The organism is Actinomadura sp. NPDC000600 (genome assembly GCF_040492135.1).
Classification (GTDB): domain Bacteria; phylum Actinomycetota; class Actinomycetes; order Streptosporangiales; family Streptosporangiaceae; genus Spirillospora.
The window spans coordinates 94,426-119,802 of record NZ_JBEUPD010000027.1; the positions used below are offsets into that span (position 1 = coordinate 94,426).

Consider the following 25,377-nt stretch of genomic DNA (forward strand, 5'->3'; position numbering starts at 1 on the left):
GACTCGATGACGAGCCTGCGGATGCGGACGGCAGCGGCGTTCACCGCCGTGGCGCTGCTGGCGTCGGTGCTGGCATCCGGCGTCGGGTACGTGCTGGTGCGCGACGCGATGCTGGAACGCACCCGGGACGCCGTGGCGACCCAGGTCCGGCAGACCGTCGAACGGCTGGTGCCCGTCCAGATGCCGGCGAACGCGGACAGGACCCTGCAGGCGACCCTGCAGGCGGCGTTGAGCACTGCCGACCGGCGCCAGCGGGCCTGCGTGGTGACGTCACCGCCGGGCCGGCCGGTGCCTTCGCCTGCCCCTGGCTGCCTGCACGTGCCGGTGCCCGCCGTGTTCGCGGCGCGGGCTGTGCGGGCCATGGTTGTTCAGCGAGTACGGCATCTGGGACGGCCGTACCTGCTGGTCGGGACGTCCGTGGCCGTGTATCGCGCCTCGGCGGTCGGCGCGCAGCCCACTTCCCCACCGATTGTCCTGGTCAGCGTCAGCCTGGATCGGGAAGCCGCTGACCTACGGTCGTTCATCCGGGCGATGGTCATGGCGGATGCCGCTGCGCTGCTGTTCGGGCTAGGACTGGCATTGGCGGCCGCGCATGGGCTGCTGCGGCCGGTCCGGCGCCTTGGCGCGGGGGCACGGGCGCTCGCCGAGGGCGAGCTGACGACGCGAGTGCAGGTCCGGGGCCGGGACGAGCTGGCCGACCTGGCCCACACGTTCAATCGGGCGGCGGGCGCCCTGGAGACCACGGTGACCGAGCTGCGCGCGTTGGAGGAGGCGGCGCGGCGGTTCGTGGCGGACGTCTCCCATGAGCTGCGCACTCCGCTCACCGCGATGACCGCCCTCACCGACGTGCTGGAGGCCGAACCGGATCCGACGGCGGCGCGGCTGGTGGTGGCCGAGACGCGGCGGCTCGGCGCGCTGGTGGAGCACCTGATCGAGATCAGCCGGTTCGACGCTGGTGCGGCCGCGCTCGTCCTGGACGATGTGGTCGTGGCCGAGGCTGTTGCGGCCGTCCTCGACGCGCGCGGCTGGACCGGCCAAGTCGCGGTCGCGGCCCCCGGCGACCTGGTGGTCCGGGTGGACCCGCGCCGATTCGACGTCATCGTGGCCAACCTGGTCGGCAACGCGTTCCGGCACGGGCGGCCGCCGGTGCGCTTGGAGGTCCGCCCTGCCGAGCGCGACGGCGTGCCGGGGTTCGAACTCTCGGTCGCGGACTCGGGACCGGGCATCCCCGACGACCTGCTGCCACTGATCTTCGACCGGTTCTTCAAGGCCGAGGCGGCCCGCTCGCGGAGCGCGGGCAGCGGGTTGGGCCTGGCGATCGCGCGAGAGAACGCATCGCTCCACGGCGGGACGCTGGAAGCATCCGCCGGTCCCCAGGCGGGCGCGGTGTTCACCCTCTGGCTGCCCGTGGCGGAGACACAATGAGCGGCAGGCACGTCGTGACGGTGCTCAGCGCCGTGCTCGCCGCGGCTGTGGTCCTGGTGAGCGGCTGCGGCGTCCGGCCGACCGGCATCACCAGGGTTGGAGCTCTGCCCACCGGACAGGGCCCGGTCGTCAACAACACCATCTACTTCGTCAAGGACGGCCGGCTGGTGCCAGTGGTCCGGCCCGGATTGCCCGGGGCTCCGCTGATGCCGCTGTGGCAACTCGGGTACGGCGTCACCGACAACGAACGCCAAGCGGGCCTGGACAGCACGTTGCCCGGTATCGGGATCGTCGCCGGGCTGCCCGACCCGTCACCGGACGGCATCCGTCCACCTGGGGCGCCACCAGCGGCCATCCGCGAAACAGACGACTCGGGGACCGTCACCGTCGCGTTGCAGACGACGATCCGGCCCGAGAAATGGCCGCGCCTGTGGCAGGCGCAGCTCGCCTGCACTGCACAGGCGATCCCCGGCGTCAAGAAGGTCGAGCTGAACATCTTCGACGGCCGTCCCGGCCACACCGTCCGATGCGCCGACTATCGCGACCTGCTCAGCACCGCGACCAACTGATTTACGTGCTGGAGCACCTGGGCTTCCTCGCAGTGCTCGACCGAAGCCGACAAATAGAAGCCGGCGCTGCATGGCCCTCCGCTTCCAAACGTGTCCCCAGCCCCAAGGTAGAAAGGTCGCCGCAGGTCACGCGGCGTGGACGCCGCCCGGCCGCGCGCTGGATTCCGGCCCGGACGCGACGGGATAAGACCGGCGCGCGGTGCGTTCGCCCGGCCGGACAACCGTGCAGCCGGGCCTCGCGCGCGGTCGGATTTCTGAAACTCGCCCAGGTCAGCGGCGGAATGGCGCCTCGACCGCTGGTGGGGTTCAGAAGTTATGACAACCCGCCGGTCACGCTCGGCTACGTGGCGGCTCGCCGTAGCGGTAGGAGTTCCGGGCCATGTGAGGCTGCCCGGACCCGACTGCCACGTACGCGTTCTGACGCTTCGAGCAGGCCATCCCCTGGGGCGCATCCCCTGCCCTTGAGCCGAAACGTGACCGGGTGATCGGTACCAGCCGTCTTCCATCCGTTTGTGGGAGCCTTGCGTCATGGGAACTCGGCGGGAGGATGAGTCCCTCGCAGCGTTTCTGGAGACGGTGGACGTCGGTGACATCCTCTCGGGCGTGGTTGCAGAGGTCACCCAGTCGGAGGCGGCCGTGCTCCTTGATGGCTTCCCCGTCTACCCCGTCGGTGTCGTTGGCCCGCTCGATCTGTCCTGGCGCGCGTTCGGCCGACCACCTACTGCGCCACTCGAAGCGGGCGCCCGAGTATCGGCCGAGGTGCTTGCCGTCGATCTCGCGAAGCGGCAGGTGCGGCTCTCCTTGTCCGCCACCGAGCATCCACGCTTGTGGGCGTTTCTCAAGGCATTGCGTCCGGGACAGCGGTTGTCTGGCTCTATCGCGTCGATAGAGCGGTTCGGTGTGTTCGTTGATCTGGATGATGGACCGGACCATCCCGTCTTCCCCGGCGTGGGCTTCATCACCTTCCCCGAACTGTCCTGGCTCCGTTTCGAGGATCCTCGCGAGGTCGTCTCCGTGGGCCAGCGCGTCACCTGCGAGTTCCTGGTCTTCGACACCCACAACGGCGAGGCCCGGCTGTCGTTGCGCGCCCTGCAACCCGACCCGTTCCAGCAGTTCGCCAACCGCGTCCGCGTAGGGCAGCCCCTTCCCGGCCGGGTCACCAAGCTGGTGCCCTTCGGCGCTTTCGTGCGCGTCGAAGACGGCATCGAAGGCCTGGTCCATCTCGGCGAACTCGCCGACACACCCCTCGACAGACCCGAGGATGCAGTCGAGGTCGGCGACTCCATCACCGTGGTCGTCACCGACATCGACCAGCAGCGGCGTCGGCTTTTCCTATCGCGCCGTAGGGCGCGGCAGTAGACCCCGATCCTCGTGGAGACCGTCGTCGAGTTCCCCGATGACACGAATCACAAAGCCACGAGGACTGCCCTGCGTCCGCCAGCGTGCTCTAGAGGATGTATTCGTTACCAGCCCTGGTGCCGGCTGGCAGCCCCTTCGACGGACCGCTCCAGGCCGTGATCCCGGGGCTCGTGGCCCTGGGCGTCCTGCGGAGGGGTGTCGGCGCGCGCGGCGGGCGCGGGGATTCAGAGTTCGAGTTCGCCCCGATGCGCCCGGTTGGTGAGTGTCCGCCAGGCCTTTCGGTCGATGACGACTGTCGGGCCGTCGGGGGCCTTGGAGTCGCGAATAGCGATCAAGTCCGAAACCTGGGCGATCTCAACGCAGTCGCTTCCGCTCGCGCTACTCCGGCTTGCCTTGCGCCACCGGGCCCTTGAGAGGTCATCGTGGAGGCTCATTGGATCGCTGGTACTCCTCGGCGATGTCGGCGATCAGGGCGACCGAGTCCTTCTCGGTGAGGGCCTGTTCGCAAATGCGGTCGAACCTCACATTACAGCGGGTGACCTGGCCGACCTCCTCGACATAGACCTCGCCGCCCATACCTTCCAGGTAGACGACGTCTTGGTCTAGTTCGCCGGCAAAGCTCAAAGCGACGAAGGGACCGTCCATTCCAGCGTGCTCGCCCACGGAGATGGGCATGATGCGGATGCTGACGTTGGGCTTGGCGGTGGCGTCCACCAGTGCTTCGAGTTGTCGTGCCATCACTTGCGGTCCGCCCACCGGGCGCCTGAGCACGGCTTCGTCCAGGACGACTGTGAAGGTGGGGGCGTTCTCCCGCTCCAGAATCGCGCGACGTGCCATGCGCGCTTGGAGACGTCGCAGCAGGACGTCCTCAGAGTCCTCCGGGCTCAAGATCCGGATGAGCGCGAGCGCGTAGTCGCTGGTTTGAAGCAGGCCGGGGATGAACTGGACCTGCCAGCTGCGGATCTCAGTGGCGTCGTCTTCCAGTTCTGCGAATGAGCCGGTCAGTACGTCGTTGAAGGCCGACCACCATCCGCGTTTGCGGATGTCACGGGCGAGTTGCATGAGCGCCAACTTGACTGCCTCCTCCCCGCCGTAGAGATCGAGCATCTCCTCGACATCCGAAGGCCTGGGCCGCGTTTTGGCCGTCTCGAAGCGGAGCAGCTTCGGGCGACTCCAACCGAGTGCGGCAGCCGCCCGCTCCATCGTGAGCCCGGCCTTCTCTCGCTGTTGGCGGAGTTGTCGGGCGAGACGACGGTGCCTGACGGTTGGACTCTGCGCGTTCGACATGTCGCTCAGTGTGGCATGGCGAGCATGATCCTTTTCATCCTTGAGGAGCCCAAGTGCACATAGAAATGAACAAGTGCATGGACAGGTGCGCTCTGTAAGAGCATGATGTCGCTGGGTGACCAAGTCGATGCCGACTCAGGCCGTACGGCTATTCCGGCCTGCCATGCGGCAACGACGAGGACTCACCGGGCCCTGGCAGGGGCCATCTGGCCGAGAGGTTAAGGCGATCTCGGACCGGTGTGGCAGCACCGGTCCGAGACCTTGATCGGACAGTGGAGGTCCGACCCATGCATGATCGTACGAATCCTTTCCCGGCCCCGGGGATCGCATATGCCATAGATCAGGGACACGAGGGCGGGCGGCGCCATGGCCTCACGCCCGTCGGGTCAACGACGTCGCAGATGCCATGCAGGACGGCCGCTCACGATCCGGAGCAAGCCGTAGCCCTGCTAGGCCATCGGCACCCTCAAGCCACGATCTGGTTCGGTGCATACACCGGGAACTACTGGGCCATGTTCCGTGCCGAGAACGGTACGCCTCAGCTGATCGAAAAGAGCACGCCGGAGGACCTGAGTAGCTTCCTCGCGTCCCCCGTACCCATTACGCCGAAGCATCACTGGCCACGGCCGCGCTCGCTCAGTGCATCCCGCCCCAGCTCAGCTCCGCCCGCAGCTCGCGCAGACCTGCACCCTCAACCCATGCCTGCTCGCGAGGCGGCTCGGCCGAGCGAGAGGGGACGAGGCGATCAGTCGATGCCTGCGCGTGTGGACGGGAGGGGCCGATGCTGACCGGCGGCCCAGCTGGCATCCCGGCTGGAGGAGCCTGCGCTTTCCCCCTACCCAACGATGCAAGCACCGCCTCCCGCGCACGCGGCCTCCTCGCTGCGACGATGCGGCCGCTCGGCTTCGCCGCAGACCAGGTCGAGGACGGGGAACTCGCAGTGTCCGAGCTAGCCACAAACGCCCACACGTACGCGTCCTGGCCAGGGCGCGCCGACACGGTGCAGCAGGAACTCTGGATCTGGGCGCGCACCGTTCCCATCCCAGAACTGGTTGTTTCGGTCTTCGACTCCCACCGAGACACCTGGCCGGTCACCCGTGATACAGACCTGCTCGACGAGCACGGCAAAGGGCTGTCCATCGTCGCGGCCGTTTCCACCAGCACCGGCACCCACCTCACCCGCTCACGCCTTACTGCGGCGCCCGGCAAGTGCGTCTGGTTCACCCTCCCATTACCAACCACCTGGCAGATTGCCGACCGAGCCATCCCTCCGATCTTCGCGGCATGCCAGCTCTCCGACGCGCTCAAAGCCCGTGGCATCCCGACTACCTATCGCAGGGACGGCAGCGGAGCCACCGTCCTCAGCACGCGCACCCTGAACATCTGGGTCGCACCCACGGCGTTCACCTGGCCCGACAACCACGGTCATATCCGCCAACCGCTGATCGACCTCCAAGAGACCGCCGAGCGCATCACCAGCCACTACGAGACTCACCCCTCGGCACCCCGGGCCTGACAGGTCGAGCAGCCGGGGTTGGCTGGACCCCCAATTGCCGGGGACGCGACGCCGTCTCCTGTTCGCCGCGTCCCCGGCCCATAGCAGCACGCCAGGACCAGAACCTATGTACATCGAAGCCGACCGTCTCGCTCGCCTGCGGCGAAGCGCAGAGCAGATCCGGATGCTCGCCGAACGAGCCGACCGCACTGCTATCGACCGCTTCCTCGCCCGCCCGGAGACCGCACACCAACTCGACGCCCCCACTCTCGACTTCCTCCGCCAGGCCCAAGACCTGATAAGCACCACCACCCAAGTACTGACGACAGCGCTAGAAGCCGCGGACCCGTCCCACAACGACGGCGGCCAGCCGGCCGCAGCCTGTAACGCAGACCTCTACCTCGCGCCACTCGGCGCGGGAGATGTAGCCCCCGCCAGCACGCGGCTCGTCGACATCGCCGAGGCTTGGCGCTGCGCCCACCTTCTCCTGTCCCGCCATCACGACAACCCGATCCTCATTCACATCCAAGAGTTCGAGGACGGCTACCAGGCCATTCCCATCGCGGCCCATATCCCCGAACCACCGCCCGTCCCCACCATCGAGACCACCACCCTGGTCATCGACAAGATCACCGGCACCGTCACCCGCTGGCCCCTGCTTCCTCTCGATGCCCTAGCCCGCCTGTACCGCCGCTATCAACAGCGAGAACCCATGACCTTCGATGATCAGTCTCGGTAGCGCTACGCAAAACGGCGAAGTACATCGCTAGGGGCTGGTATCCACTCACCTCAAGGCAAGTGGACCCGGAGCGCAGGGCCGGCCACGGCCCTGCGCCGGAAGTCACGCTGCAGCGACCCAACGACGCAATGCACTTCAAGGCCCCTGTGATGATCTTAGGGCTGAGTTGCAGGGTGGTTCATTACCAGTCTCACAAACAAGATCCAGTTGCGTCCATATCCGTCCCCTGACCGGCCATGCAGCTGTCTCCAGAACGCCCCATGAGTCCGCCGCTTCCTAGGGTCATCCATGACGGTTGTTAACACCTTCGCTAGCAAGAGCGTCGCTGTTCCAGTCCCTCAGCGGTGACGGAAACGCTCTTGAGGCGTTGAGGAGGCGGAGGCTGGCCGCACGTAGGACGACGAACGGGTCGGCAGTGGCGGTCTGGCATTGCTCGGACAGGCAACGGGCTCCTGCAACCGCTGCGGGTCCTCGAGCGTCCGAACTTCAGAGCCTCCTACTCCCCGGAGCAGCCCGTGCGCCTGTCCCTCGGCATCTTCGACGTGTTCACCTACGCGATCCCTGGCTCGCTGTATCTCGCACTCGGTCTTTATCTAGCCGTGCGGCTGGACTGGCTTGACGCCGAAGAGTTGGGGCACCTTCCGAGTGTTCTGCTCGTCAGCGGGATCGTCATGATAAGTTACCTCGTGGGTCATCTCACCTATTTCGTCGGATCGCTGATCGACAGAGCAATCCCATTTTGGCGACGGACGCCGGATGAATCATGTAGGCAGTTCTTGCAGCGGGTGCCCGCTGCGCGTGGGCGCCCCTACATCTGGGCGCACGGGCCTATACTCCTTGCCGCCATCGAAAGATATGACAAGGATGCCGCGCAGGAGATATCCCGGCTCCGTGCCACTGGGCTGATGTTGCGGAACTGCTGCTTCCCGTTGCTTGCAGGCTGTGGTATGGCGGTAGTCGAAGCCGTTGTTAACAGAAATCTGCCCGTCGCAGCCGTGTGTGCGGTGGTGCTCGGCGTCGGCGGGATCGCCACAGTGCCCGAGAACCAGAAACTTCGACATTGGGCCGTTCTGAAGACCCTGGAAACGTGCTTCTGGCTCCCTGAGGTAGACGCCGAACTTCAGCCGCGTCAGAGGTGGCGGTTCCTGAGGCGGTGACTACAGGTCCAAGCGCCGATGCCCCCTCTCAGTCTGTAGGGAGGATCGGGCGGAAGGAGCGCCCAGGCAGTTGTCCGGGCTGGTGAGGAGTTCGGTGAGTATGGTTGGGAAGTCGGCTGCGGCCAGCTTGAGTTGGTTCTCTTCGTTGAGAGTTGTTGCTCGACGGATTACCAGGCCTACATCTTGAGGGGTAAGTTCTGGGGATATAAGCTCTTGGATTGCTTGACCGAGTGTGATGATGGCTTGGCTTCCTTTGATTCTGGCTGCGTCGTAGCGGGTTGAGAGTTCACGAACTGATGCTGGTACCCGTGGTAGGTGGGTTGGGTATTTCTGGTGCCGGTTCACTGCGCCCATTGCGGCTGCATCGTTGATGGCAGCGTGGTGGTGTGTGGCGAGGTTATTGCACGCTTCGATGGTTTTGAGGGTGATCGTAGCGAGCGTTGCTGCGTGGTGGAGGTCTGGGGCCAGTTCATGGGGCGGTTTTAGCCGGCTGGATGCGTGAGGGCTTGGCGTCCAGGTGGAGTCGGCGTGTATGAGGCGGCCCAGGCGGATGATGAGGTCGCTGGCGTCGGTGGCCGGGCCGGTGGCGGGGTGGCCGTAGTGGCCGATGTGCTCGTCCCAGCGCCGGATGATGGTTCTCCAGGTGCGGCCGGTGTGCTGTACGTCTGTTGCCGCCTCCTTGAGAGCGGGTAGGCGCTCAGATTCGTTCAGCTCGTTGATCCGGTAAATCAGTTGGTGGACGGTCTTTGAGTCGATGTCGCAGATGATGGCGGCTGCTCGCGCAAGGTAGCGCCAGGTGGTGATCGAGGTAGTGGTCTGCGGGTTGTTCAGCCGTTGGATGCTGGCGTCGATGCCGGCGAGGGCTTGAGTGATGTCCTCGCCGACCACGGGAGGGATGCGGTCCGGCGTGTGCTGGGGTTGGACAGCGGTGATGGGCGGTGAGGTCTCGTTCTCGCTGTAAATGCGGGAGAGGAACGCCGCCTTCAAGAGCAGTACGCCGGCCTGGCTGGTGGGCGCAGGAGTGCGCCAAGCCAGGTGGCCGATGGTGGAAGTATGAACGCTGAGTTGGTGCAGCAGGGAGCGGGCGCTGTCGGGCGCTGCGATCACGACCGCTGTCGCTGAGGTCATCTGGTCATGGGCGGTGGGGAAGTGTGTGGACAGTAGGTCCAGGCCACAGCCCAGAGCGATGGAGGCGGCGCGAAGCTTCTGGGCCAGGGCCGAACGTGGGGTTTCGGTGTCCGCGGGCGGGCCGAGGAGGTCTTCGGCTTGCTTGATGAGGTCGCTGGCGCGGCGGGCGCCGTCCCGTACGCCGGTACCGGCTGGGGCGGGAATGCCGAAGCCTTCGGCGATCTGGTCGTGGTAGCGGGCGAGGACGTGGGCGAGGCGTGCCAGTTCAGGCAGGGTCGTGCGGCTGCGGATGTCTCTTTCGAAGCGTGCCAGGTGGAGTTGGTTTCGGAGGTCGGTGAGGTGTTCGTTGGCGAGGTTGGTCATCTCCCCGAACGTGGCCATCGGCGGCTACCGGAGTGCGTCGCGTAGGCGTCCGGCGTGCAGGGCGGCTTGGAGGCAGGCCAGTTTGTCGTCGGGGTCGCTGGCCAGTTCGGCGGCTCGGACGAGGCTTTGAGAGGTCTTGCGGGCGAGGTCGAACAGGGCATCGGCGGTCGCGTTCTGGCCGGTGTGGTCGGCGGGAAGGATGGCGCGCAGGGATGGGGCTTGGCGAAGTGCCTGGTGTGCTTGGACGGCTTCGCCCTCGGCCATGCCCCAGGCGATGAAGCCGTCTGGGGATTGGCCGGCGTAGGCGGTGATGACGCGCTCGGCGTGGGCGAGGTCGTTGAGGGCGCTGTTGAGGAGCTCGGTGAACCAGTTGTGGCGGACGTCCTGGTGCTGGCGTTCGTGAGTCATCGCGGTGTCCTCCGGGTGCACGGTTGAGCCGGTCCGAGAGTCGGCCTGGTGGGGGCGGCAGGGGTTCTGCCGCGATTGCAGGGGGGCGCCTTGTGCGAGGCCATGGGGTGCTCCGGTCGGTGGCTATGCGGTGGGAGTTGAGCCGTGGGACGCGGGTGGCGGCTGCTTGCGGTCGGGAGTGTCCGGCGGTGCTGCGGTGAGGTTGTGGCCGATGTCGGTGGGGAAGTCCGCTGCGGCGGCGTTGGTGTTGGGCTGCCGGAACCTCGTCGCGGCCGGGCGCGGGACGAGTTCGTTGTGGAGACGGGACGCGGAGACGCCGCTCCAAGAGCTCAGTACGGCCAGGAGCCGTTGGCAGTCGTGTTCGAGCTTGGGGCGGGTTGATGCCGGGGCGTTTGGGAGCTGTTTGGTGAGGTTGATGTAGAGCTGTTCGGCTTGGTCGGCGGAGTTCACAGTGCCGAGGATCGTTTTGGTCGGTGGGAACGCGGGTGCGGGCGCCAAGTACGCGGCTGGCTCGGCGTAGATATAGGGGATGCCGGGCACCGCGACGAGGTAGGTGGTCTCGTCGTCGGGGCCGGTTGCCTGCCAGCCGATGACGGTGCCGCAGCGGGCGTCCTGTCGGGTGAGGCGTACCTGATCAGCGGGCTTGTAGGGGGCGTCCTCGGAAACCTCTTCGGCGTTGAGAGCGCGGCCGGTGCTGACGACGCCGGAGAAGTTGATGCCGTGGTGGTTGGCGTAGTGCTCCAGGTCGCAGACCAGTGCGGCTAGCAGGGCCTCGGTGTAGAAGGGGTCGCGTTGCAGAAGCGAAGGCTTGCCGGGGAAGGCGTCCAGCTCGTAGACGGTCAGGGTGTGCGTGGCGCGCTCGATGCGCTTGGCGTTGTGGGGCATGGGCCCTACTTCATGGCCGCGTGGACGTTGCCGGCGTGGTGGACGGCTCGCAGGCAGGCCACTCGATCCGCGGGGTCGGTGGTCTTGGAAGCGACGTTGAGGATGGCTTCGGCGACGACCATCACCAGGGCGGCGATGGATTCGGCGAGCTCCGGTACGTCGGTGTCCGACAGGGAGCGGTCCGGCCAGGTGAGTGTGGGAGCGTCGGCCAGAGCCCACCAAGCGTCGCTCGCCTCGGCGAGGGCGGTCTGGTAGGCGTCCTCGAGTGCGGATTGGGCCAGGACGGTGGTGGCGCGCTCGATCAGTTCCATCCCCATGAAGGCGGCTGCGAGGAGCGCGGGCAGAGAGTCAGCCGTCTTGATCTGTCGGGCGGCGTAGTCGAAGAAGTACTTCAGCGGGACCTCCGTGGCGTGGACGCCCGTCCTCAGGACGTCAGATGTGTGCATAGAAACGCTGTAATCGAAGCTCATTGCTTATGATCGATGGGGGATGCGTTGTCGTGCCGAGTTCTTCCAAGTGGTGGCGGCTAGCGGTGATGGCCGGTGCGCTTGCTGCCAGGGGCATCGGAGTGGGGCGTTGTGCGCGGGCCGGGGTGTTGCTCTGTGAGTCCTTGTTCCAGCGGTATGGGGAAGTCCCGTGCGGCGAGTTGGTCGGGGCTAAGCGCTGTGTCCTTGGCTCGGGTCTCGGCTTGGGCAGGGGTGAGTCGTTGCTCTACCTCGGCCAGGAGGAGGTCGGTGACGTCACGGGTGTCCATGCCGTTCCAGGCCACCAGGGCATTGAGCAGGACCTGGCGATCGTTGAGATCGTCTTGGTGCGGTGAGATGCCGGCGAGGTCGGCCCGTCCGATCCGGGTCATCGCCTCGACGAGGGCCTCTTCGGCCAGAAGGGGGTCACCGATGATGCCCCTCGTGGTGGACATGGCCGGGAACGGTGCAGTCTCTCGGAGGTCGGCGGCGAGGATGCTGCGGCTGCTGGTCTCGCCGAGGAAGTGGACGTAGTACTCGGTCGGGGCCTCATAAGGGACGTGGATTCCGGTGACGCTGCCCCGGGTCGGTCGCCCGAGCAGGGCCGCCTCGTCGGCGGCCGGTCCTTCGAGTTGGATGGTCGAGCCGATGGCGTAGACGTCGGGGCTGTTGCGTTCGCTGAGGTAGTAGCCGTTGGCTTGGGCGAGGATGTCGTTGAACTCCAGACCGCGGTGCTGGGCGTAGTGCATCAAGTCGATCAGCAAGTCGCCGAGGAGCTCGCGGGCGTGGACGTCATTGCTGCGGTGGTCGAGGTGCTCGGTCTCCTCGAAGAGGGCTTGGAAGGAGTCCAACGCTGCGGCTCCGAACTCGGCGAACTCTTCGGCGCCGGCTTCGGCCATTCGGCCTCCATGGGTTCGAGTGCGGATGGCATGCGAGGTTGGGGCTGGGGACTCAGGGGTGGCGCTTGGGCGGGTTAGGCCGGTTATCCGGGCGGGACCTTGTGCTGGGCGGCCGGTCGGGCGACGGTGAGGGAGCCGGTCCCTGGGGGAACTCGGTTGCGGACAACCGCGCCTCAGATCGCCCCGGCTGGATCGGCTTCTGCACGGCGGCCAAGATGCGGTCGTGGAGGTGACGCATGATCGCGTCGGGACGGCCGCCGGACCATGTCCCCAGCCTCATGGTCAGCTGCGCAAGGTCGGTGAGCGCCTGCTCGTCGGCGACGAGGCCGCTGGCGGCGGCGCGCTTGAGCCGGACGCCGATGTCGATGATCGTCGACTCGGCGCCTCGGGCACTGACGACGACACCAGCCGTTCGCGTGGAGAGCGGCGGGAACGGATCGGCCGGTTCCAGCTCGGACGCCGTAACGTGCAGACCTTGGTGGATGCCTGGCACGCGGACTGTGCACTGTGCGCCGCCGTCTGGCGAGGCTGCCAGGGCGGTGATGAAGCCGCGCCACAGCGGAAACCGCGGCTTGTCCCCGGTGGCGGTGTGCTCCTGTCGGAACTGGACCTCGCTTGCGAGCCGGAAGCGTTCGACCGGGTGGTCGGCCCGCCCACCGCGATCGAGTCGTTCCTGATGGAGCAGGGCCAAGGTGTCGTCGACTTTCAAATCCCGGCGCTCGGCGTAGCGGACGAGTTGATCGATGAGCGACTTGCTGAGCAACTCGGCCAGCAGCGGATCGGCGCGGTGGCTGGGAAGTTTGTCGGGCAGGACTTGCCGCTGGTAGGTGTCGAGCGCGTTGGCGACTGCCTCGTCATGCTCGCGCATGCAGTACCTCCGGATGACTGAGCGGGTATGGCTGGATCACTTCAGGCGGGGACGTGGGTTGGTGCTTGGCGGCTCGGACCGGCTGATGGTTGACGGGGTCGGTTGCTCGCCAGTGAGGCTGGCGGCGATGCTGTTCGGGAACGCGGACGCGGCGCGGCGGGCGGCCGGTGAGCGGTTGTCCGGCGATGGTGGGGAGACTCTCGCCTGGTTGCGGAGGTGGTGCAGGACCCGTTGGGGTGTCGTGCCGGACCAGGTAGCCAGGGCGGTGGACAGCTCCTTCAGATCCGCGACTGCCTCAGGGGCAGGAGCGGTGTCCTGCTTGGTCGTAAGGTCGCCGAGGATCTCGATGATGGTGTCTTCGGCCTCCTGCGCGGAGAAGACGATCCCGCGGGTGCGAGTCGGTACTGGGACCAGCCGGGTGGCCGGTTCGAGTTGCGAGGTGATGGTGTGCTGCGGGTCGATGAGCCCCGGGACGCGCAGTACGCATTCGGCGTCCTGTCCGGAGCCGGATGACTTCAGTTCGGTGATGAAGCCGCGGTGCTCGTCGGCGTCTCGGTCGCGGAACTGGACTTCGGTGTTGAGGCGGAAGCTGTAGCGAGGGTTGATGAGGGCCCCGCCGCGGTCGATGCGGGCTTGGACGAGTGCGTCCAGGAGGTCGACGACGTCCAGGTGGTTGCTCTCGCCGTAGGTGATGAGGTCGACGACCAGCGCGTGCACCAGCCCTTCGGCTTCTGCGCGGTCGTTGCGGTGCCCATGGGCAAGATCCCCGAACAGGTGCTGTTCGTAGGCGTCCAGCGCCAAGGCGACGGCTTCCATGCGTTCAGTCACGCAAGCCTCCGGTCAGCAGTTCGCGGCGTGTTGGGCGGGTTCAAGCGTCCGCTGCCGCGAGGTCGTCTTGGTCGACGCCCAGCCACCAGGCGGGAACCGGGATGATGCGTGCCTGGTGTGGGGCCAGATGCTCGTTCTCGGTGCACTGGTAGAAGGGGCCGCGCGGTCCCAGCAGGACGGGGATCTGGTGGTCGAGGTGGTCGCGGTACCACAGGGCCATGCCGGTGGCGCCCTGGAGCCGCATTGCCTCCCAGGAGAACCACAGGGCGGTGAGGCGTGAGATGGCTTCGCCGTGCCGCCACCATTCGGCGCACCAGCGGAATTCGCCGCCGAGGGTGCGCCGGTACATCGGGACGAAATGCTGGGTCACCCAGGCGGTGACATCCGGATACAGCGGCTTGAGACGTTGGCCGTCCGTGCGTGGCGTGTCGGAGGGGGACATGGAGCCTCCAGAGCGGTCGAGGTGTGCATGCAGGGCCCTTTCATGGACACGGGGGGTGGGGGATCAGTTGGTGTCGCGGTGGTAGTGGCGGCGGGCGGCGTCGGCGATGGCGATATCGGCGGTCTTGATGGCCGTGTTGATGGCCGCGGCGTGCGGTCCGGCGTACCAGGGGCGCAGGCGGATGAGGGCGGGTTTGGTGCCTGTCGCGAGCAGTAGCGCGGTGCCGGTGGGCAGGGCGCGGATGTCGGCGGCTTCGAGGATCTCCTGGCGGCGCAGCGAGATCTGTTCGCTGGCGCGTCCGTCGCTGTAGGTGATGGACCGGACGGGCACGTCGTGCTGCCCGATGAGGGTGGCCAGGTCGCGGACGAGGCGGGGCGAGTCGATGCCGGCGCCGATGAGTTTGCGGGTTGCGGCGCCCCACAGGGCGGCCATGCCGGGCTCGCCCCAGACGGTGACGCCCTGCTCGTAGCTCTGCAGGATGGTGACCGGGATGATGCCGCGTGAGCCGAGGTGGGAGTAGAGCTGGGGGAGGTCGGCGATGCGGCAGATGTTGGCGGCCTCGTCCAGCGCGACGATGAGCGGCGGGTCCAGGCGTCCGCCGGCTTGTTCGGCGCGGCGCTCGGCGGCGCGCATGGTGGTGTCGGTGAGCGCGGCGATCAGCGGAGCCGCCGCCGAGAGCGACTTCGACAGCAGATACAGCGTGTCGCGCGAGGTCGCGAACGCGTCCGGGTCGAAGACCGGCAGGTCGCGGGCGGGGGTGACCCAGGCGAGGATCTCCTGGTCGCGCAGTGCCTTGGCGGCCGTCCGAGCGGTCTGGTAGATGCCGTCTCGCGTCTCGACGGCGCCGTTCTGGGTGCCTTTGAGTGAAGAGGCCATGAGCTGGAAGCCGGCTTTCTGGAGCAGCTCGATCGGCGTGGGGACGGCCGGTTCGTCCAGCCACTGCGCCACGTGATGGAGCGAGCGGCCGGAGGTTGCGGCGGCCAGGAACAAGGCGCACAGCAGGTCTTGTGCGGCCGGCCCCCACAGGTCCTTCTTCTGGCCGTCGTCGACGGTGAGGACGAAGTGCCCGGCGAGCCGGTGGGCGTCCTCGACGGTGGAGAGGCCGGCGAGTGGGTTCCACCACCAGACTTGCGGCTGGTAGGTGATGTGCTGCGGATCGAACAGCCAGATCTTCCCGCCTGTGTGCTTGGCGCGGACGGTGGCGATCGCTGACCACAGATCGGCCTTGTTGCTGGTCGCGATGACGGGGCCCGGCGCGGAGAGGACGTGTGGGATCGACTGGGTGGTCGTCTTGCCTGAGCGCGGCGCCATGAACGCGACCACGGTGTCCTCGAACGAGGCGAACAACGTCGGGCCGGAACGCTCGCCGGGGAGAAGGACGTCGCCCAGGACGAGGCCGATGTCGTCCCGCTCCAACTCCTCTGGGGCGGACTTGGCGAGAGATCGTCTCAGCGCGATGGCCTTGCGTGCGGTGGCGTCGGGTTGAAGGGCGGTCAGGCCCGGGTTGTCGGCGAGCGCGGCGACAGCATCTCCAGGCTGGGGCAGGCGCGCAGCTATACGCGAGCAGACCTCCCAGGCGCCGCTCACCAGCGCGGTGACCAGGAGCGCGAGGATGAGAAGGACCAGCGGTGTGGGTGTTCCCGGCCAAGTGATGCTGGTCTGGCCCTTGACGAGGGCGATCGCGAAATCGGAGCCGAAGGGCATGACCGTCCCACCCGTGGCGGCGGCGCATAGCTTGGCGGCAGCCCACACGACCCACAGCGCGACGATGGGCGTCCAGCAGGCGGCTAGCACCAGCCAGCCGGCTCCCGCGTTGGAATGCCACAGCGATGCTCGCGGCCCCAGCGCCCGTGTCATCCAGCACCTCGGATGGCCTGGTCGGTGTCGTAGAGGTCGGTTTCGGGGCCGACGAGGGAGAGTTCTACGGGGATGCCGAGGCGTTCGCCGGTCTTGATGAGGTACTTGCCGCGTCCGGGGTGGCGGGCGCCGGGTTGCCAGGAGTCGGGGGCCGACCAGGAGGTGACCAGGCGCTGTTCGGGGCCGGTGAGCGGGGTGATCTCGTGGACGCGGGCCAGCTCGCGTGGTGGGAGTCCGGCCAGGACGGTGATGGCGGAGCGGTCGGCGAAGCCTTTGGCTTTGGCGCGGTCTTCCTCGGTGGCCAGGGCGTCCAGGTCGGCGAGTGAGTGGGTGATCATGATGGAGGCCATGCCTTTGGCGCGGTTGAGGCGGGTCAGGGCGTCGGCGTGCTCGACCAGGCCGGGGGCGCCGCGCAGCGCCCGCCAGAGTTCGTCCATGACGCCGAGGTAGGAGCGTCGTGGGGCGGCGCCGAGGTCGGCGAGGGCGGTGGCGGCGTCGACCATGCCGAAGGCGTAGGCCCAGGTGCACAGCATCGCGGCGGTGAGGAGCTTGTCGCCGGCGGCTCGCACGCGGGAGATGTCGACGCTGATCGCTGGTGCGTCCAGGTTCAGCGGGCGGGTGGTGGGGGAGTCGAAGACGCCGGCGAGTGATCCGGAGATGAGGAGGTCGAGGGTGAAGACCAGGTCGCGGGTCTGGGCCCGGTAGGACTCGGCGGAGTCGGTGCGGGTCGCTGAGCGCAGCTCGTCTGGTCCTTGCTCCAGGATGCGCAGGACGTCCACGACGGTGGGGTCGTGTGCCAGGCGTTCGTCGAGCAGGTCGATGGCGCGGCCGAGGACGACTTCCTCGGCGTTGGTGATGCGGGCTTCGCGGACGAGCGTCGCCAGCGCCAGCAGCAGGGAGAGCCGTCGGGAGCGCACTTCCCAACGCAGGGTTTCGGCGTCGGCTCCGGTGAGGCGTTGCCGTGCCTGGTCCAGGGGGCCGGCGTCGAGGGGGTTGATGCGGTCGAAGCCGCGGCCGACCCGGATGACTTGGCCGCCGAGGTAGTCGACCAGCAGGGTGTAGTCGGGTTTGGTGTCGCCGAGGATGATCGGTGTGGTGCCGGTCGCGACGGCGCCGGTGACCAGGCGCTTGACGAGGGTGGATTTGCCGGTGCCGGGTTGGCCGAGGACGAACATGCCCGGGTTGGTGACCAGGCCCTCGCGGAGCCAGGCCAGCGGGTCGAGGCACACGACCTCGCCCCAGAGCTGGTGGCGTCCGATGGGAGTGCCGGCGGTGGGTGTTCCTGAGCCGGCGGTGAAGGGGTACAGGCCGCAGACTTGGCTGGTGGTGGCCTGGAACTGCGGGGAGGCTTCGACGTGGGCGGCGCGTCCGGTAGCTGGGCCGCGCCAGCCCCACGGTGGGGCGAGCGGCTCGGACATTGCTGCGGTTTCGGCGTTGGGCAAGCTCGGTTCCTCCGGTTCAGTGCAAGAGGCGGCGAGACAGTTCGGGTGGGCAGATGCCGCACGGCAGGGTGGTGGCGAATCCGGTGGCCTGGCTGCCCCACAGGCGGCGGAGCCGGATCTTGGCCGAGTCGGCCGACGCCTCCACCTGAGCCACGGCGCGTTGGATCTGGCCGGGGTCGGTGACGGTGACGGTCGCGTACATCGAGATCAGGCAGACCCCGGCGCCCATGGCTTCCTCGGCGGCGGCCTGGCGGGCGCGGGCGGCGTCCCAGCTGTCGCGGGCGGTCTCGTCGCGGCCGGTGCGGCGCCGGAACTGGGCGCGGAACGCCGCCGCATTGACCTCCTGTTGCAGGACGCGGCTCGCCGCCGCGGCGGGCAACGCCCGGTACTGCAGGGTGACGCGCTTGGGGAACGGGCCGGGCGCGACCAGCTTGGCCAGGACGTCGGAGCGCACGTTCTGGCGGGGTGGCTCGTGCCAGGCCCAGCTCACCGAGTGCCCGCCGTCGTGCTCGTAGTGCGTGGTGTGCTCGGTCGCTGTGACCGGCCCGGCATCAGCCCAGGACAGGATCTCTTCTGAGTTCGGGCGCGCGAGCAGCCGGTTCACCTCGCCGCGCGCATCGGGGTCGAAGGCGATCCGTACCGCCCCGGCGATCTCGGCAGCGGTGGCGCGTCCCAGCACGGATACACCGCAGCCACCGAGCCGGGACGCCAGCCCGTCCAGCGTGCGGCCCAGTTCGGCGACCGCCTCGAACAGGTCCTTCGGGCCGGACGCGGACGCCTTGGGATCGAAGGTGATCGAGACGCGGGTGTCGACATCGGCGGCTGCCGCGGGAGCTGTGCGGACGAGTTCGCTCATGATGGTGCGGGCCGGTTCCGGCGCGGTGTCCACGACGGCGCGGTCGACGGCGTCGGCGAGTGTCGAGCCGGGCTCGGGTGCGGTGTCGACCGTCACGCTCACCCAGCGCACGGCGGGCATGTGCCCGAGTGCCGCGAGCCAGCCACCCCAGGAGACGACCCAGGTGTCGGCGTCGCTGCGGTCGGCCAGCCAGGTCGAGGCGGGGACGACTCGGAGCGTGGCGGTCAGCAGGCCGGCGCGGCGGTCCCACACGATCCCGTACCGGCCGCCGTAACCGTCCTCGGCACTGAGCAGCGTCAGCGGCGCGAGCACGCCCGGGAGCTGGAACGCGCGGGGGTGGTCGATGACGACGCCGGCCTGGTAGCGGGTGTGGCCGCGCCACACGCCCCAGTGCCAGCGGCACCGCGCCAGAACGATCCGTGCCAGCGGCACGCCACCGACCCGGAGCAGGCTGAGCGCGCCGACGATGAGGGCGGGCGGGAGTAGGTAGACCAGCAGCCGCGGAGCGGTGGCCGCGACCAGCACGAGCAGCATCGCGGTGCCGAGCGCGATGAAGGTCGAGGTGGTGTCCAGGCCGAGCAGGCCGATGCCCTGGCGGCGTCGCCAGCCGCCGTAGGTGCGGATGTCATGCTCCACCGCCGCCACCCCCTCCTCCGGCCGCGCCGGTCGGTCCGCCCAAGCCGCCGGTGGCGGCCCAGCGGACGGCGTCCTCCCCGCGACGGCGTTCTCGGTCGGCCGCGCGGATGCCGGCGGGTCCGACCGGTTCGCCGTGACCGCCGTCGGGCGGAGCCCACCCGTGACCGTCCGGCGCGGGCTGGCTTGACCCGGGATGGTCGGTGCCGGGACGGCTGGTTCCTGCGGGGGCGCTTGGATCGGAAGAGTGATGGCCGAGACCCTCGGCCGGTGCCGATGTGCCAGGGGGTTGGCCGGGCGGGGAGGGTGGCTGGTCGGTGGGGTCGTTGCCGGACGGCGGCTGCGTTGGTGGGCCTTGGTCGCCGAGTTGCTGGTTGAGGTAGTCGGCGTGCTCGCCTGCCGAGTCCGACCGTCCACCTGCCGCGCCCAGGGCGCCGTAGGCGCGCAGCGCGCCCAACGCGGTGGCGCTGCCCATCAGCGCGCCGAGGATTCCGCCGCCGGTGCTGGATTCGGTGCCGCCGGTCGTCCAGTTGAAGAACTTCAGCAGGACCGGGAAGGCGATCAGGCTGATCAGCATCATCACGAACCCCATGAGGATCACGCGCAGGTCCTTGCCTTTGCCGACGAGCGTGAACGCCGTCGCGTACACCGCTGCCGCGGCGGGCTTGTAGAAGATCAGCGCGAGCATCCAGCCGGAGACGCGGGTGAACCAGGAGCGGGTCGAGGTGGTGATCATGCCTGCGGCCGCCAGCGGCAACAGCCCGGCCAAGATGACCAGCGCCGCTCCGCGGAACAGCAGCAGGATCGCCTGGATGATGCCGATGATCAGCGCGATGAGGCAGAGGATGAGGACCAGCGCGGCCGGTGTCCCGCTCGGCACCATCACGATCTGAGTCATCCGCTTGGCGAAGTCTCCCTGCGAGGAGGCGTCCAGCACCCAGCCCGACCACTGGTCACCCCACTGCAGCAGCAGATTCGGAAGGACGGTGCCGATCACGGTGACCGTCGCGAGCACGACCAGGCCGCGTCCGGCGTCGATCAGCGGAACCGCCTTGCGCGACAGCGCCATGCGCGCGGCGACCGCCAGCAACGCCAGTGCCGCGACCGCGATCGTCAGCGGCTGGACCAGGAGCTGCAGGTACCCGATCGCCGGCTCGCCCTCCAGGTCGGGGGAGGGGGTCTTGACCCACCAGGCGGCGGTGTTGGAGATCAGCCAGCCGACCGCCGACTGGAACGACTTGGCGGCCTCGTCCAGCATGTGCCCGCCGACCATGGCCGGGATGTCGGGTATCCCGGGCAGGAACGGGCTTCCGCCGCCGTGGCCGTCGTTGTCGACCGGCTGGACGCAGGCCGGGTCCATGACCGGTGAGCAGGGATCGAGCGGAAACATCAGGCGCCCCCGTTCGGGAGGGGCACATAGCCGTCCGGCGAGTCGATAGGGGACGCTGCCCCAGCCCATGTCCCGCCCGGGGGAGCGAGAAGACGCCAGTCACCGTCCTGCCACTGCAGTTGGAGCCGGGTCACGGCGCGGGCCGTCACATCGCTGTCGCCCGGTCCCGCTGACACAAGATCCAGGCTCGCCGCCTCGGGGGAGTAGCCCTGCCAGCGGAACGCCTCCAGCACGATGTAGCCGCGGCCGAGCACAGCGCCGTCGGGACGGCGGCCCTTCAGCTGTTCGTAGGCTTCGCGTGTCGCATCAAGCAGGGCGCTGGTGTCGGGGCCAGTGACCTGTCGCTCGATGGTCGGCCCGAACACGTTGCTGCCCCACTGCGCGTTGGCGCGCACCGCGATATGGATCGCGGCCAGCAGAGCCCCGCGCGGCGTCCGAGCGAACCCTGACGCCAGATCGGCGGCGGTGTCGCGTGGCCCGTCCTCAGCGGAGTAGGGCAGGAGAACGCCGTGGTAGTCCCGCCACGCCACGCCAGCGAAGGAGATCTGCGGCGCACTAACCATCTGCCCGGCTCGCGCCGTTGTCCGCACGATCACCGGAGTCGTCGGGGGAGGCGTCCTGAAGACCGGAGGTGCCACAAGCCCGACCAGCACTCCGCCGCCGATCACCGACGCCGCGATGACCGGGCCGCGACGCCACCACACGACGCCGTCCGACGACTTCGTGTCGTTCGCCCGGGTCATTTGAAGAACACCCCGACGATCGGAGCCGCTGTCGCTGCCAGGCTCAGCCCGCCCAGCACCCACGGGATGCCGGTCGCTCCGTCGGCGGCGAATGTGGACCGGTTCTTGCGGCCGATGGCCATTTGGCCCGCGCAGATGAACAGGCCTGCGACGCCGCAGATCAGCACACCCCACTTGCCCCACGCCAGCAGCGTCTCCATCTTGCTATCGAGCCCAGGCGGGGGAGCGGGGGGCGGATCGGGCACATCGACATCCGCGCCCACGAGCAGGACCGCGGCGAGCACCGACGAGAGCGGACTCATCGGCGCTCCTCACTGACCAGGCGCCGGATCTCAGCGAGGGCCTGGTGCGCCTTGCCCGGCAGGGCGACCGTGGAGGGGTCCTCGACGAGCCGCAGCGTCCGCACATGCGGGACGCGCACCACGCCACCGACCCGCGCGGTCAGCAGCCCGTAGCGGGCCGTTGCGTCCCGTGTCTCCGGTCCGCCGTCGCTGACGATCGCGAGCACGGTCACGCGCTCGCCCCACTCGTGCAGCGCGCCGATCGCGGCGGTGGCGTGCGTGGCCGCCAACGCGGTGTTGCGCGCCGCCAGCACCACCGGACGGCCCTTGGCCTGCAGCGGCGCCTGGCCGAGATCCAGCAGCTGGCCGATCGAGCCCATGTCCCACGCCGCGGGCAGCAACGCGGCCAGCGTGGAGGTTCCGGCACCACCGTGCGCGCCGGCCACGACCACGTCCATGACCTCTGCCGACTGCTCGGCCGGGATCGTTCCGGTTTGTCGAAGACTCACCCGCATACCCCCGAATCAATGCGCTGGGTTGTTGGTCGCTCACAGTACGTGGCAAGATTATGGAGCGCAAGCAACGTCAAAAAGTTTCTTCGAGAACCATCCGACCTCAAGAACGTGCTTCCGCAGCGCCCGTCCACCACACTGGACAGGACGACCCGTGACCGCCGAACCAGGAGCCCCCGCGATGACCGAGACACCCGGCCGCGACCCCGACGTCCTCACCACCGCCGAACTCGCGACCAAACTCGGCCTCTCGCCCCAGACCGTCCGCCGGATGGCCAACGCCGGGCAGATCCCCGCCCTCAAGACCGGCAAGGACTTCCGCTACTCCTGGCAAGCAGTCCGCGAGGTGCTGCGGCAGCCCCACCAACCGGGGGAGACCGCACATGAGCCACCCGAACCCAAGAAGGGCGCCGGATACCGCGCCCAACGCCGCGCCCGCACCGGCGCCCAGAACCAGACCACCCCGGAGCAAGTCAGCCAGGAGCAGGTCAGCCAGGAGTAGGTCAGCCAGGAGTAGCCCGCCCCGGCGGCCGGTGCAGCGGCCGACGCGGTGAAAGCCGCCGCCACCGCATGCGCCGCCGCCCTCGCCCTCCCGCTGGCCCTGGTCATCCTGCTCGCCGGCCAGAACTCCGCCGCAGGAACCGGCTCAGAACTGGCAGGGGCGCCCACCGCCGAAGCCGAACGCGACATCCCACCGGCCTACCTGCGCTGGTACCTCGACGCCGCCTCTACCTGCCCAGGCCTGCCCTGGAACGTCCTGGCCGCCATCGGCAAGGTCGAATCCGACCACGGCCGCTCCACCGCTCCCGGAGTCCACTCCGGCCAGAACTTCGCGGGAGCCGGCGGGCCCATGCAGTTCCTCGCCGCCACCTGGGCCGCCTACGGCATCGACGGCGACCACGACGGCCGCAAAGACCGCTACAACCCCGCCGACGCCATCCACGGCGCCGCCCAGTACCTGTGCGCAGGCGGTGCTGGCAAAGGCGGCAAGCGCCTCTACCGGGCCATCTGGCAGTACAACCACGCCGACTGGTACGTCCGCAAAGTCCTGGCCCAAGCCGCCCTCTACGCCGCCCCCACCGCCACCGGACGCGGCGCCACCGCCGTCCGCGCAGCCCTCCGCTGGCTCGGCACCCCCTACTCCTGGGGCGGCGGCGGACCCTCCGGCCCCACCTACGGCATCGCCCAAGGAGCCGACATCAAAGGCTTCGACTGCTCCGGCCTCACCCAATACGCCTGGGCCCAAGCCGGCATCCGCCTACCCCGAATCGCCGCCGACCAATACAACGCCGGAACCCACATCCCCCGGCCCCACCTCCAAGCCGGCGACCTGCTTTTCTTCGCCACCAACCCCCGCAACCCCGCGACGATCCACCACGTCGGGATCTACTACGGCCGCGGCCGCATGATCCACGCCCCCCACACCGGCGACGTCGTCCGCATCTCCCAATTCACCGGCAACCCCTACCGCGAACGCCAATACATCGGCGCCACCCGCCCCGCACCCCACACCACCGAAGCCTGAATGGGGGCCCGCGCATGCACCCACGCCACCCCACCGACCCGCTCCGTCTATGCCCCCGGAACCTCTCACGCGCGCGCCCACGCCCCAGGTGACCGCAAGCACCTGAACACGCCGCCGCTAGCCTCGGGCTTTCACCAATGGTGTGACGTGGCACCAACGCTCCAGGCGGAACGGCCTGCGTAACCATCGGCCCTCGGTGTGCACCAGCAGTTCGGTGAAGAACGCGACCACTGATCGGCCTGCTCTCGACAGTGATGATTGCCACGTTTCCGGCAATCAAAGCCGTCGAAGGCCCTCTCTCAACCGGGCGGCAGGCGACGCCCCGGCATGCCCCGCCATGTAGATCTCGACGTGGGTCGCTCGGACTGTCAGGGGTTGCGGTTATGTTTGGTCTGGCAACACAAGTTGGAGCGCTCCGCTCGACTGGACAGAAGGTGCGGATGGCTACTCGGAGGTACAACGCAGGTATTGTCGAAGCCCTCTACCTGCTGTCGGGAGGTGGCTGCTACTTCCCAGAGTGTGGCGAGCCGACAATCAGATTCCGAGACGGCGTTCCTAAGAAGAATGTCATGGTTGCTCATATCCACGCTTTTGAGGACGACGGTCCTCGGGCGATCAAGGCGATGCTTGGACCTGATCGGAACGCATTTCCTAATCTGATCCTTCTCTGCGGTCCGTGTCACGACATCGTTGATCATGATGAGGTTACATACCACGCTGACCTTCTTCGTGAATGGAAGGCCGAACGGGAGAAAGAGCCTCAGGGTACCCTTGCAGGGCTACGGGATCTGGATCAAGCCTCGATGGAGGCTATGCTCAACGACGCGATGAAGGAAGTTCGTGAGGACATGTCGGCCGTCGCTGACATGTTCCCTGAGCTTACTCAGTTGCTGCGGGGAGTGATGGAGCATTATCCGCGGTTGGACCCCGAGTCGATCAGTTTATTGCACGACGCCGCCACGAACCTGGTCGGACTGCCTGATAGTGCACAGATGTTACACAGTGCCTCCAGGGGCCTGCATCAGTTGCCTGATAGCGCGGAGATGCTGCGTTACGCCTCCAGGGACCTGCATCAGTTGCCTGATAGCGCGGAGATGCTGCGTTACGCCTCCAGGGACCTGCATCAGTTGCCTGACAGTGCGGAGATGCTGCTTCACGCGAGCAGGGATTTAAAGGGGCTCCGTGAAAGCGCGGTCCTGTTGGCCGAGGCAGCAAAAGCCCTCAGCCATCTGCCGGACACAGTCGTGGCGTTGCTTGCGGTTGCGCAAGAAGTTCGAGGTCTACCTCAGCAAAATGGGGCAATAGATGAGGCTGTAAAGCAGGTGGAAGCGGCCACCCGGGCGCTGAGCAGCGCGAATGCCACATTGTCACAAGAAGCCAGGTACGCCAAGCCGGCACCGAGTCCGACTCCGCGTATCCATGTCAGCCCGCGCGTTCAATTCTCAGATCGGTACTGGTACGCAATGCTGATCGGCTGGGCAGGATGGGGCGTCGTAATCGTGATTGCCGTGGTCCATGCCAAGAGTGGCAACTAGGGAACTCAGCGTTTCATTTGGCCAGCCCAACGGCTTGGCAGCGGAGTTTCTGGCAACCTCCTACCGCGAACAGGTTGACTCGGCTGGACGGAGCCGACTCGATGGACCGTGACCGACGCGGAGGTGTGCAACTCGACCGCTTCGGCGTAGCCGTGCACAAGCCGGCCCGTCCGCGCAGTGTGCCAGGCGCACCGTGGCTCTGTGCTGACGATGGTCGCGCTCCGCGTCCAGCTTCTAAAGCTGGTTTCGGGCATGACGAAATCCCACCCGACGAAGGTGGCGGGAGC

The 25,377-nt window shown here is 67.9% G+C and carries 26 protein-coding genes; 9 read left to right on the top strand and 17 right to left on the bottom strand.

Translation table 11 applies throughout. The features are described from left to right. Positions 1 to 21 precede the first annotated feature (21 nt). From ABWI07_RS31385 to ABWI07_RS31395, 3 genes are all read left to right on the top strand, one after another. Complete coding sequence (locus tag ABWI07_RS31385; protein ID WP_353820754.1) at positions 22 to 1,425, top strand: sensor histidine kinase; 1,404 nt, start codon at positions 22 to 24, stop codon at positions 1,423 to 1,425. Further along, positions 1,422 to 1,994, top strand: a complete 573-nt coding sequence (locus ABWI07_RS31390; protein WP_197014223.1) for a hypothetical protein — start codon at positions 1,422 to 1,424, stop codon at positions 1,992 to 1,994. Before ABWI07_RS31385 ends, ABWI07_RS31390 begins: the two co-directional genes overlap by 4 nt. 576 nt (positions 1,995 to 2,570) lie before the next feature. After that, complete coding sequence (locus ABWI07_RS31395; RefSeq protein WP_353820755.1) at positions 2,571 to 3,353, top strand: S1 RNA-binding domain-containing protein; 783 nt, start codon at positions 2,571 to 2,573, stop codon at positions 3,351 to 3,353. 224 nt (positions 3,354 to 3,577) lie between these two features. Here ABWI07_RS31395 and ABWI07_RS31400 read toward each other — a convergent pair whose 3' ends face one another. Together ABWI07_RS31400 and ABWI07_RS31405 are read right to left on the bottom strand one after the other, a co-directional pair. Further along, positions 3,578 to 3,787: a DUF397 domain-containing protein gene (locus ABWI07_RS31400; RefSeq protein WP_353820756.1), complete on the bottom strand. Its 210-nt coding sequence runs from the start codon at positions 3,785 to 3,787 to the stop codon at positions 3,578 to 3,580. Further along, positions 3,771 to 4,640: a helix-turn-helix domain-containing protein gene (locus tag ABWI07_RS31405; protein ID WP_353820757.1), complete on the bottom strand. Its 870-nt coding sequence runs from the start codon at positions 4,638 to 4,640 to the stop codon at positions 3,771 to 3,773. Before ABWI07_RS31405 ends, ABWI07_RS31400 begins: the two co-directional genes overlap by 17 nt. A gap of 781 nt (positions 4,641 to 5,421) precedes the next feature. Between ABWI07_RS31405 and ABWI07_RS31410 the strand changes: the two genes are divergently transcribed. The 3 genes from ABWI07_RS31410 to ABWI07_RS31420 all read left to right on the top strand — a co-directional run bounded on the left by ABWI07_RS31410 (position 5,422) and on the right by ABWI07_RS31420 (position 8,031). Then, complete coding sequence (locus tag ABWI07_RS31410) at positions 5,422 to 6,156, top strand: ATP-binding protein (protein ID WP_353820758.1); 735 nt, start codon at positions 5,422 to 5,424, stop codon at positions 6,154 to 6,156. A 106-nt stretch (positions 6,157 to 6,262) separates the two neighbouring features. After that, complete coding sequence (locus ABWI07_RS31415; RefSeq protein ID WP_353820759.1) at positions 6,263 to 6,874, top strand: SUKH-4 family immunity protein; 612 nt, start codon at positions 6,263 to 6,265, stop codon at positions 6,872 to 6,874. A 515-nt stretch (positions 6,875 to 7,389) separates the two neighbouring features. Beyond that, the gene (locus tag ABWI07_RS31420) at positions 7,390 to 8,031 is read left to right on the top strand and encodes a hypothetical protein (protein WP_353820760.1); all 642 of its coding nucleotides are present in this window, start codon (positions 7,390 to 7,392) and stop codon (positions 8,029 to 8,031) included. Here ABWI07_RS31420 and ABWI07_RS31425 read toward each other — a convergent pair whose 3' ends face one another. The 15 genes from ABWI07_RS31425 to ABWI07_RS31495 form a co-directional block, all read right to left on the bottom strand. Further along, positions 8,032 to 9,522 carry a hypothetical protein gene (locus ABWI07_RS31425; protein ID WP_353820761.1) on the bottom strand — a complete coding sequence of 497 codons (1,491 nt, stop codon included), beginning with the start codon at positions 9,520 to 9,522 and terminating at the stop codon, positions 8,032 to 8,034. Positions 9,523 to 9,546: 24 nt separating this feature from the next. Continuing rightward, complete coding sequence (locus ABWI07_RS31430; protein ID WP_353820763.1) at positions 9,547 to 9,930, bottom strand: hypothetical protein; 384 nt, start codon at positions 9,928 to 9,930, stop codon at positions 9,547 to 9,549. Positions 9,931 to 10,053: 123 nt separating this feature from the next. Continuing rightward, the gene (locus ABWI07_RS31435; RefSeq protein ID WP_353820764.1) at positions 10,054 to 10,815 is read right to left on the bottom strand and encodes a hypothetical protein; all 762 of its coding nucleotides are present in this window, start codon (positions 10,813 to 10,815) and stop codon (positions 10,054 to 10,056) included. Between the two features lie 5 nt (positions 10,816 to 10,820). After that, positions 10,821 to 11,261, bottom strand: a complete 441-nt coding sequence (locus ABWI07_RS31440; RefSeq protein ID WP_353820765.1) for a hypothetical protein — start codon at positions 11,259 to 11,261, stop codon at positions 10,821 to 10,823. A gap of 80 nt (positions 11,262 to 11,341) precedes the next feature. Further along, positions 11,342 to 12,178: a hypothetical protein gene (locus tag ABWI07_RS31445; RefSeq protein WP_353820766.1), complete on the bottom strand. Its 837-nt coding sequence runs from the start codon at positions 12,176 to 12,178 to the stop codon at positions 11,342 to 11,344. 52 nt (positions 12,179 to 12,230) lie between these two features. Continuing rightward, a complete protein-coding gene (locus ABWI07_RS31450; protein ID WP_353820767.1) occupies positions 12,231 to 13,046 on the bottom strand; it encodes a hypothetical protein in 816 nt (271 codons plus the stop codon). A 36-nt stretch (positions 13,047 to 13,082) separates the two neighbouring features. Then, positions 13,083 to 13,862 (bottom strand): hypothetical protein, encoded by a 780-nt coding sequence (locus ABWI07_RS31455; protein WP_353820768.1) that lies wholly within the window; start codon positions 13,860 to 13,862, stop codon positions 13,083 to 13,085. Between the two features lie 52 nt (positions 13,863 to 13,914). Beyond that, complete coding sequence (locus ABWI07_RS31460) at positions 13,915 to 14,316, bottom strand: DUF4913 domain-containing protein (RefSeq protein ID WP_353820769.1); 402 nt, start codon at positions 14,314 to 14,316, stop codon at positions 13,915 to 13,917. A gap of 63 nt (positions 14,317 to 14,379) precedes the next feature. Next, positions 14,380 to 16,173: a type IV secretory system conjugative DNA transfer family protein gene (locus ABWI07_RS31465; RefSeq protein ID WP_353820770.1), complete on the bottom strand. Its 1,794-nt coding sequence runs from the start codon at positions 16,171 to 16,173 to the stop codon at positions 14,380 to 14,382. Next, entirely contained in the window at positions 16,170 to 17,615 is a 1,446-nt protein-coding gene (locus tag ABWI07_RS31470) for a putative type IV secretion/conjugal transfer ATPase (RefSeq protein WP_353820771.1), read from the bottom strand. The genes ABWI07_RS31465 and ABWI07_RS31470 overlap by 4 nt, the downstream gene beginning before the upstream one ends. A 16-nt stretch (positions 17,616 to 17,631) precedes the next feature. Further along, positions 17,632 to 19,107, bottom strand: coding sequence for an SCO6880 family protein (locus tag ABWI07_RS31475; protein WP_353820772.1), 1,476 nt, complete (start codon positions 19,105 to 19,107; stop codon positions 17,632 to 17,634). After that, a complete protein-coding gene (locus ABWI07_RS31480) occupies positions 19,097 to 20,494 on the bottom strand; it encodes a hypothetical protein (protein WP_353820773.1) in 1,398 nt (465 codons plus the stop codon). Before ABWI07_RS31480 ends, ABWI07_RS31475 begins: the two co-directional genes overlap by 11 nt. Continuing rightward, positions 20,494 to 21,237 carry a DUF8175 domain-containg protein gene (locus ABWI07_RS31485; RefSeq protein WP_353820774.1) on the bottom strand — a complete coding sequence of 248 codons (744 nt, stop codon included), beginning with the start codon at positions 21,235 to 21,237 and terminating at the stop codon, positions 20,494 to 20,496. The genes ABWI07_RS31480 and ABWI07_RS31485 overlap by 1 nt, the downstream gene beginning before the upstream one ends. Further along, a complete protein-coding gene (locus ABWI07_RS31490; RefSeq protein WP_353820775.1) occupies positions 21,234 to 21,539 on the bottom strand; it encodes a hypothetical protein in 306 nt (101 codons plus the stop codon). Before ABWI07_RS31490 ends, ABWI07_RS31485 begins: the two co-directional genes overlap by 4 nt. Then, positions 21,536 to 22,027 carry a hypothetical protein gene (locus ABWI07_RS31495; RefSeq protein ID WP_353820776.1) on the bottom strand — a complete coding sequence of 164 codons (492 nt, stop codon included), beginning with the start codon at positions 22,025 to 22,027 and terminating at the stop codon, positions 21,536 to 21,538. The genes ABWI07_RS31490 and ABWI07_RS31495 overlap by 4 nt, the downstream gene beginning before the upstream one ends. Before the next feature lie 184 nt (positions 22,028 to 22,211). Between ABWI07_RS31495 and ABWI07_RS31500 the strand changes: the two genes are divergently transcribed. The 3 genes from ABWI07_RS31500 to ABWI07_RS31510 all read left to right on the top strand — a co-directional run bounded on the left by ABWI07_RS31500 (position 22,212) and on the right by ABWI07_RS31510 (position 25,090). Next, positions 22,212 to 22,532, top strand: a complete 321-nt coding sequence (locus tag ABWI07_RS31500; protein WP_353820777.1) for a helix-turn-helix domain-containing protein — start codon at positions 22,212 to 22,214, stop codon at positions 22,530 to 22,532. A gap of 48 nt (positions 22,533 to 22,580) precedes the next feature. Next, complete coding sequence (locus ABWI07_RS31505; protein WP_353820778.1) at positions 22,581 to 23,555, top strand: C40 family peptidase; 975 nt, start codon at positions 22,581 to 22,583, stop codon at positions 23,553 to 23,555. A 569-nt stretch (positions 23,556 to 24,124) separates the two neighbouring features. Next, entirely contained in the window at positions 24,125 to 25,090 is a 966-nt protein-coding gene (locus ABWI07_RS31510) for a hypothetical protein (protein ID WP_353820779.1), read from the top strand. Positions 25,091 to 25,377: the final 287 nt, after the last annotated feature.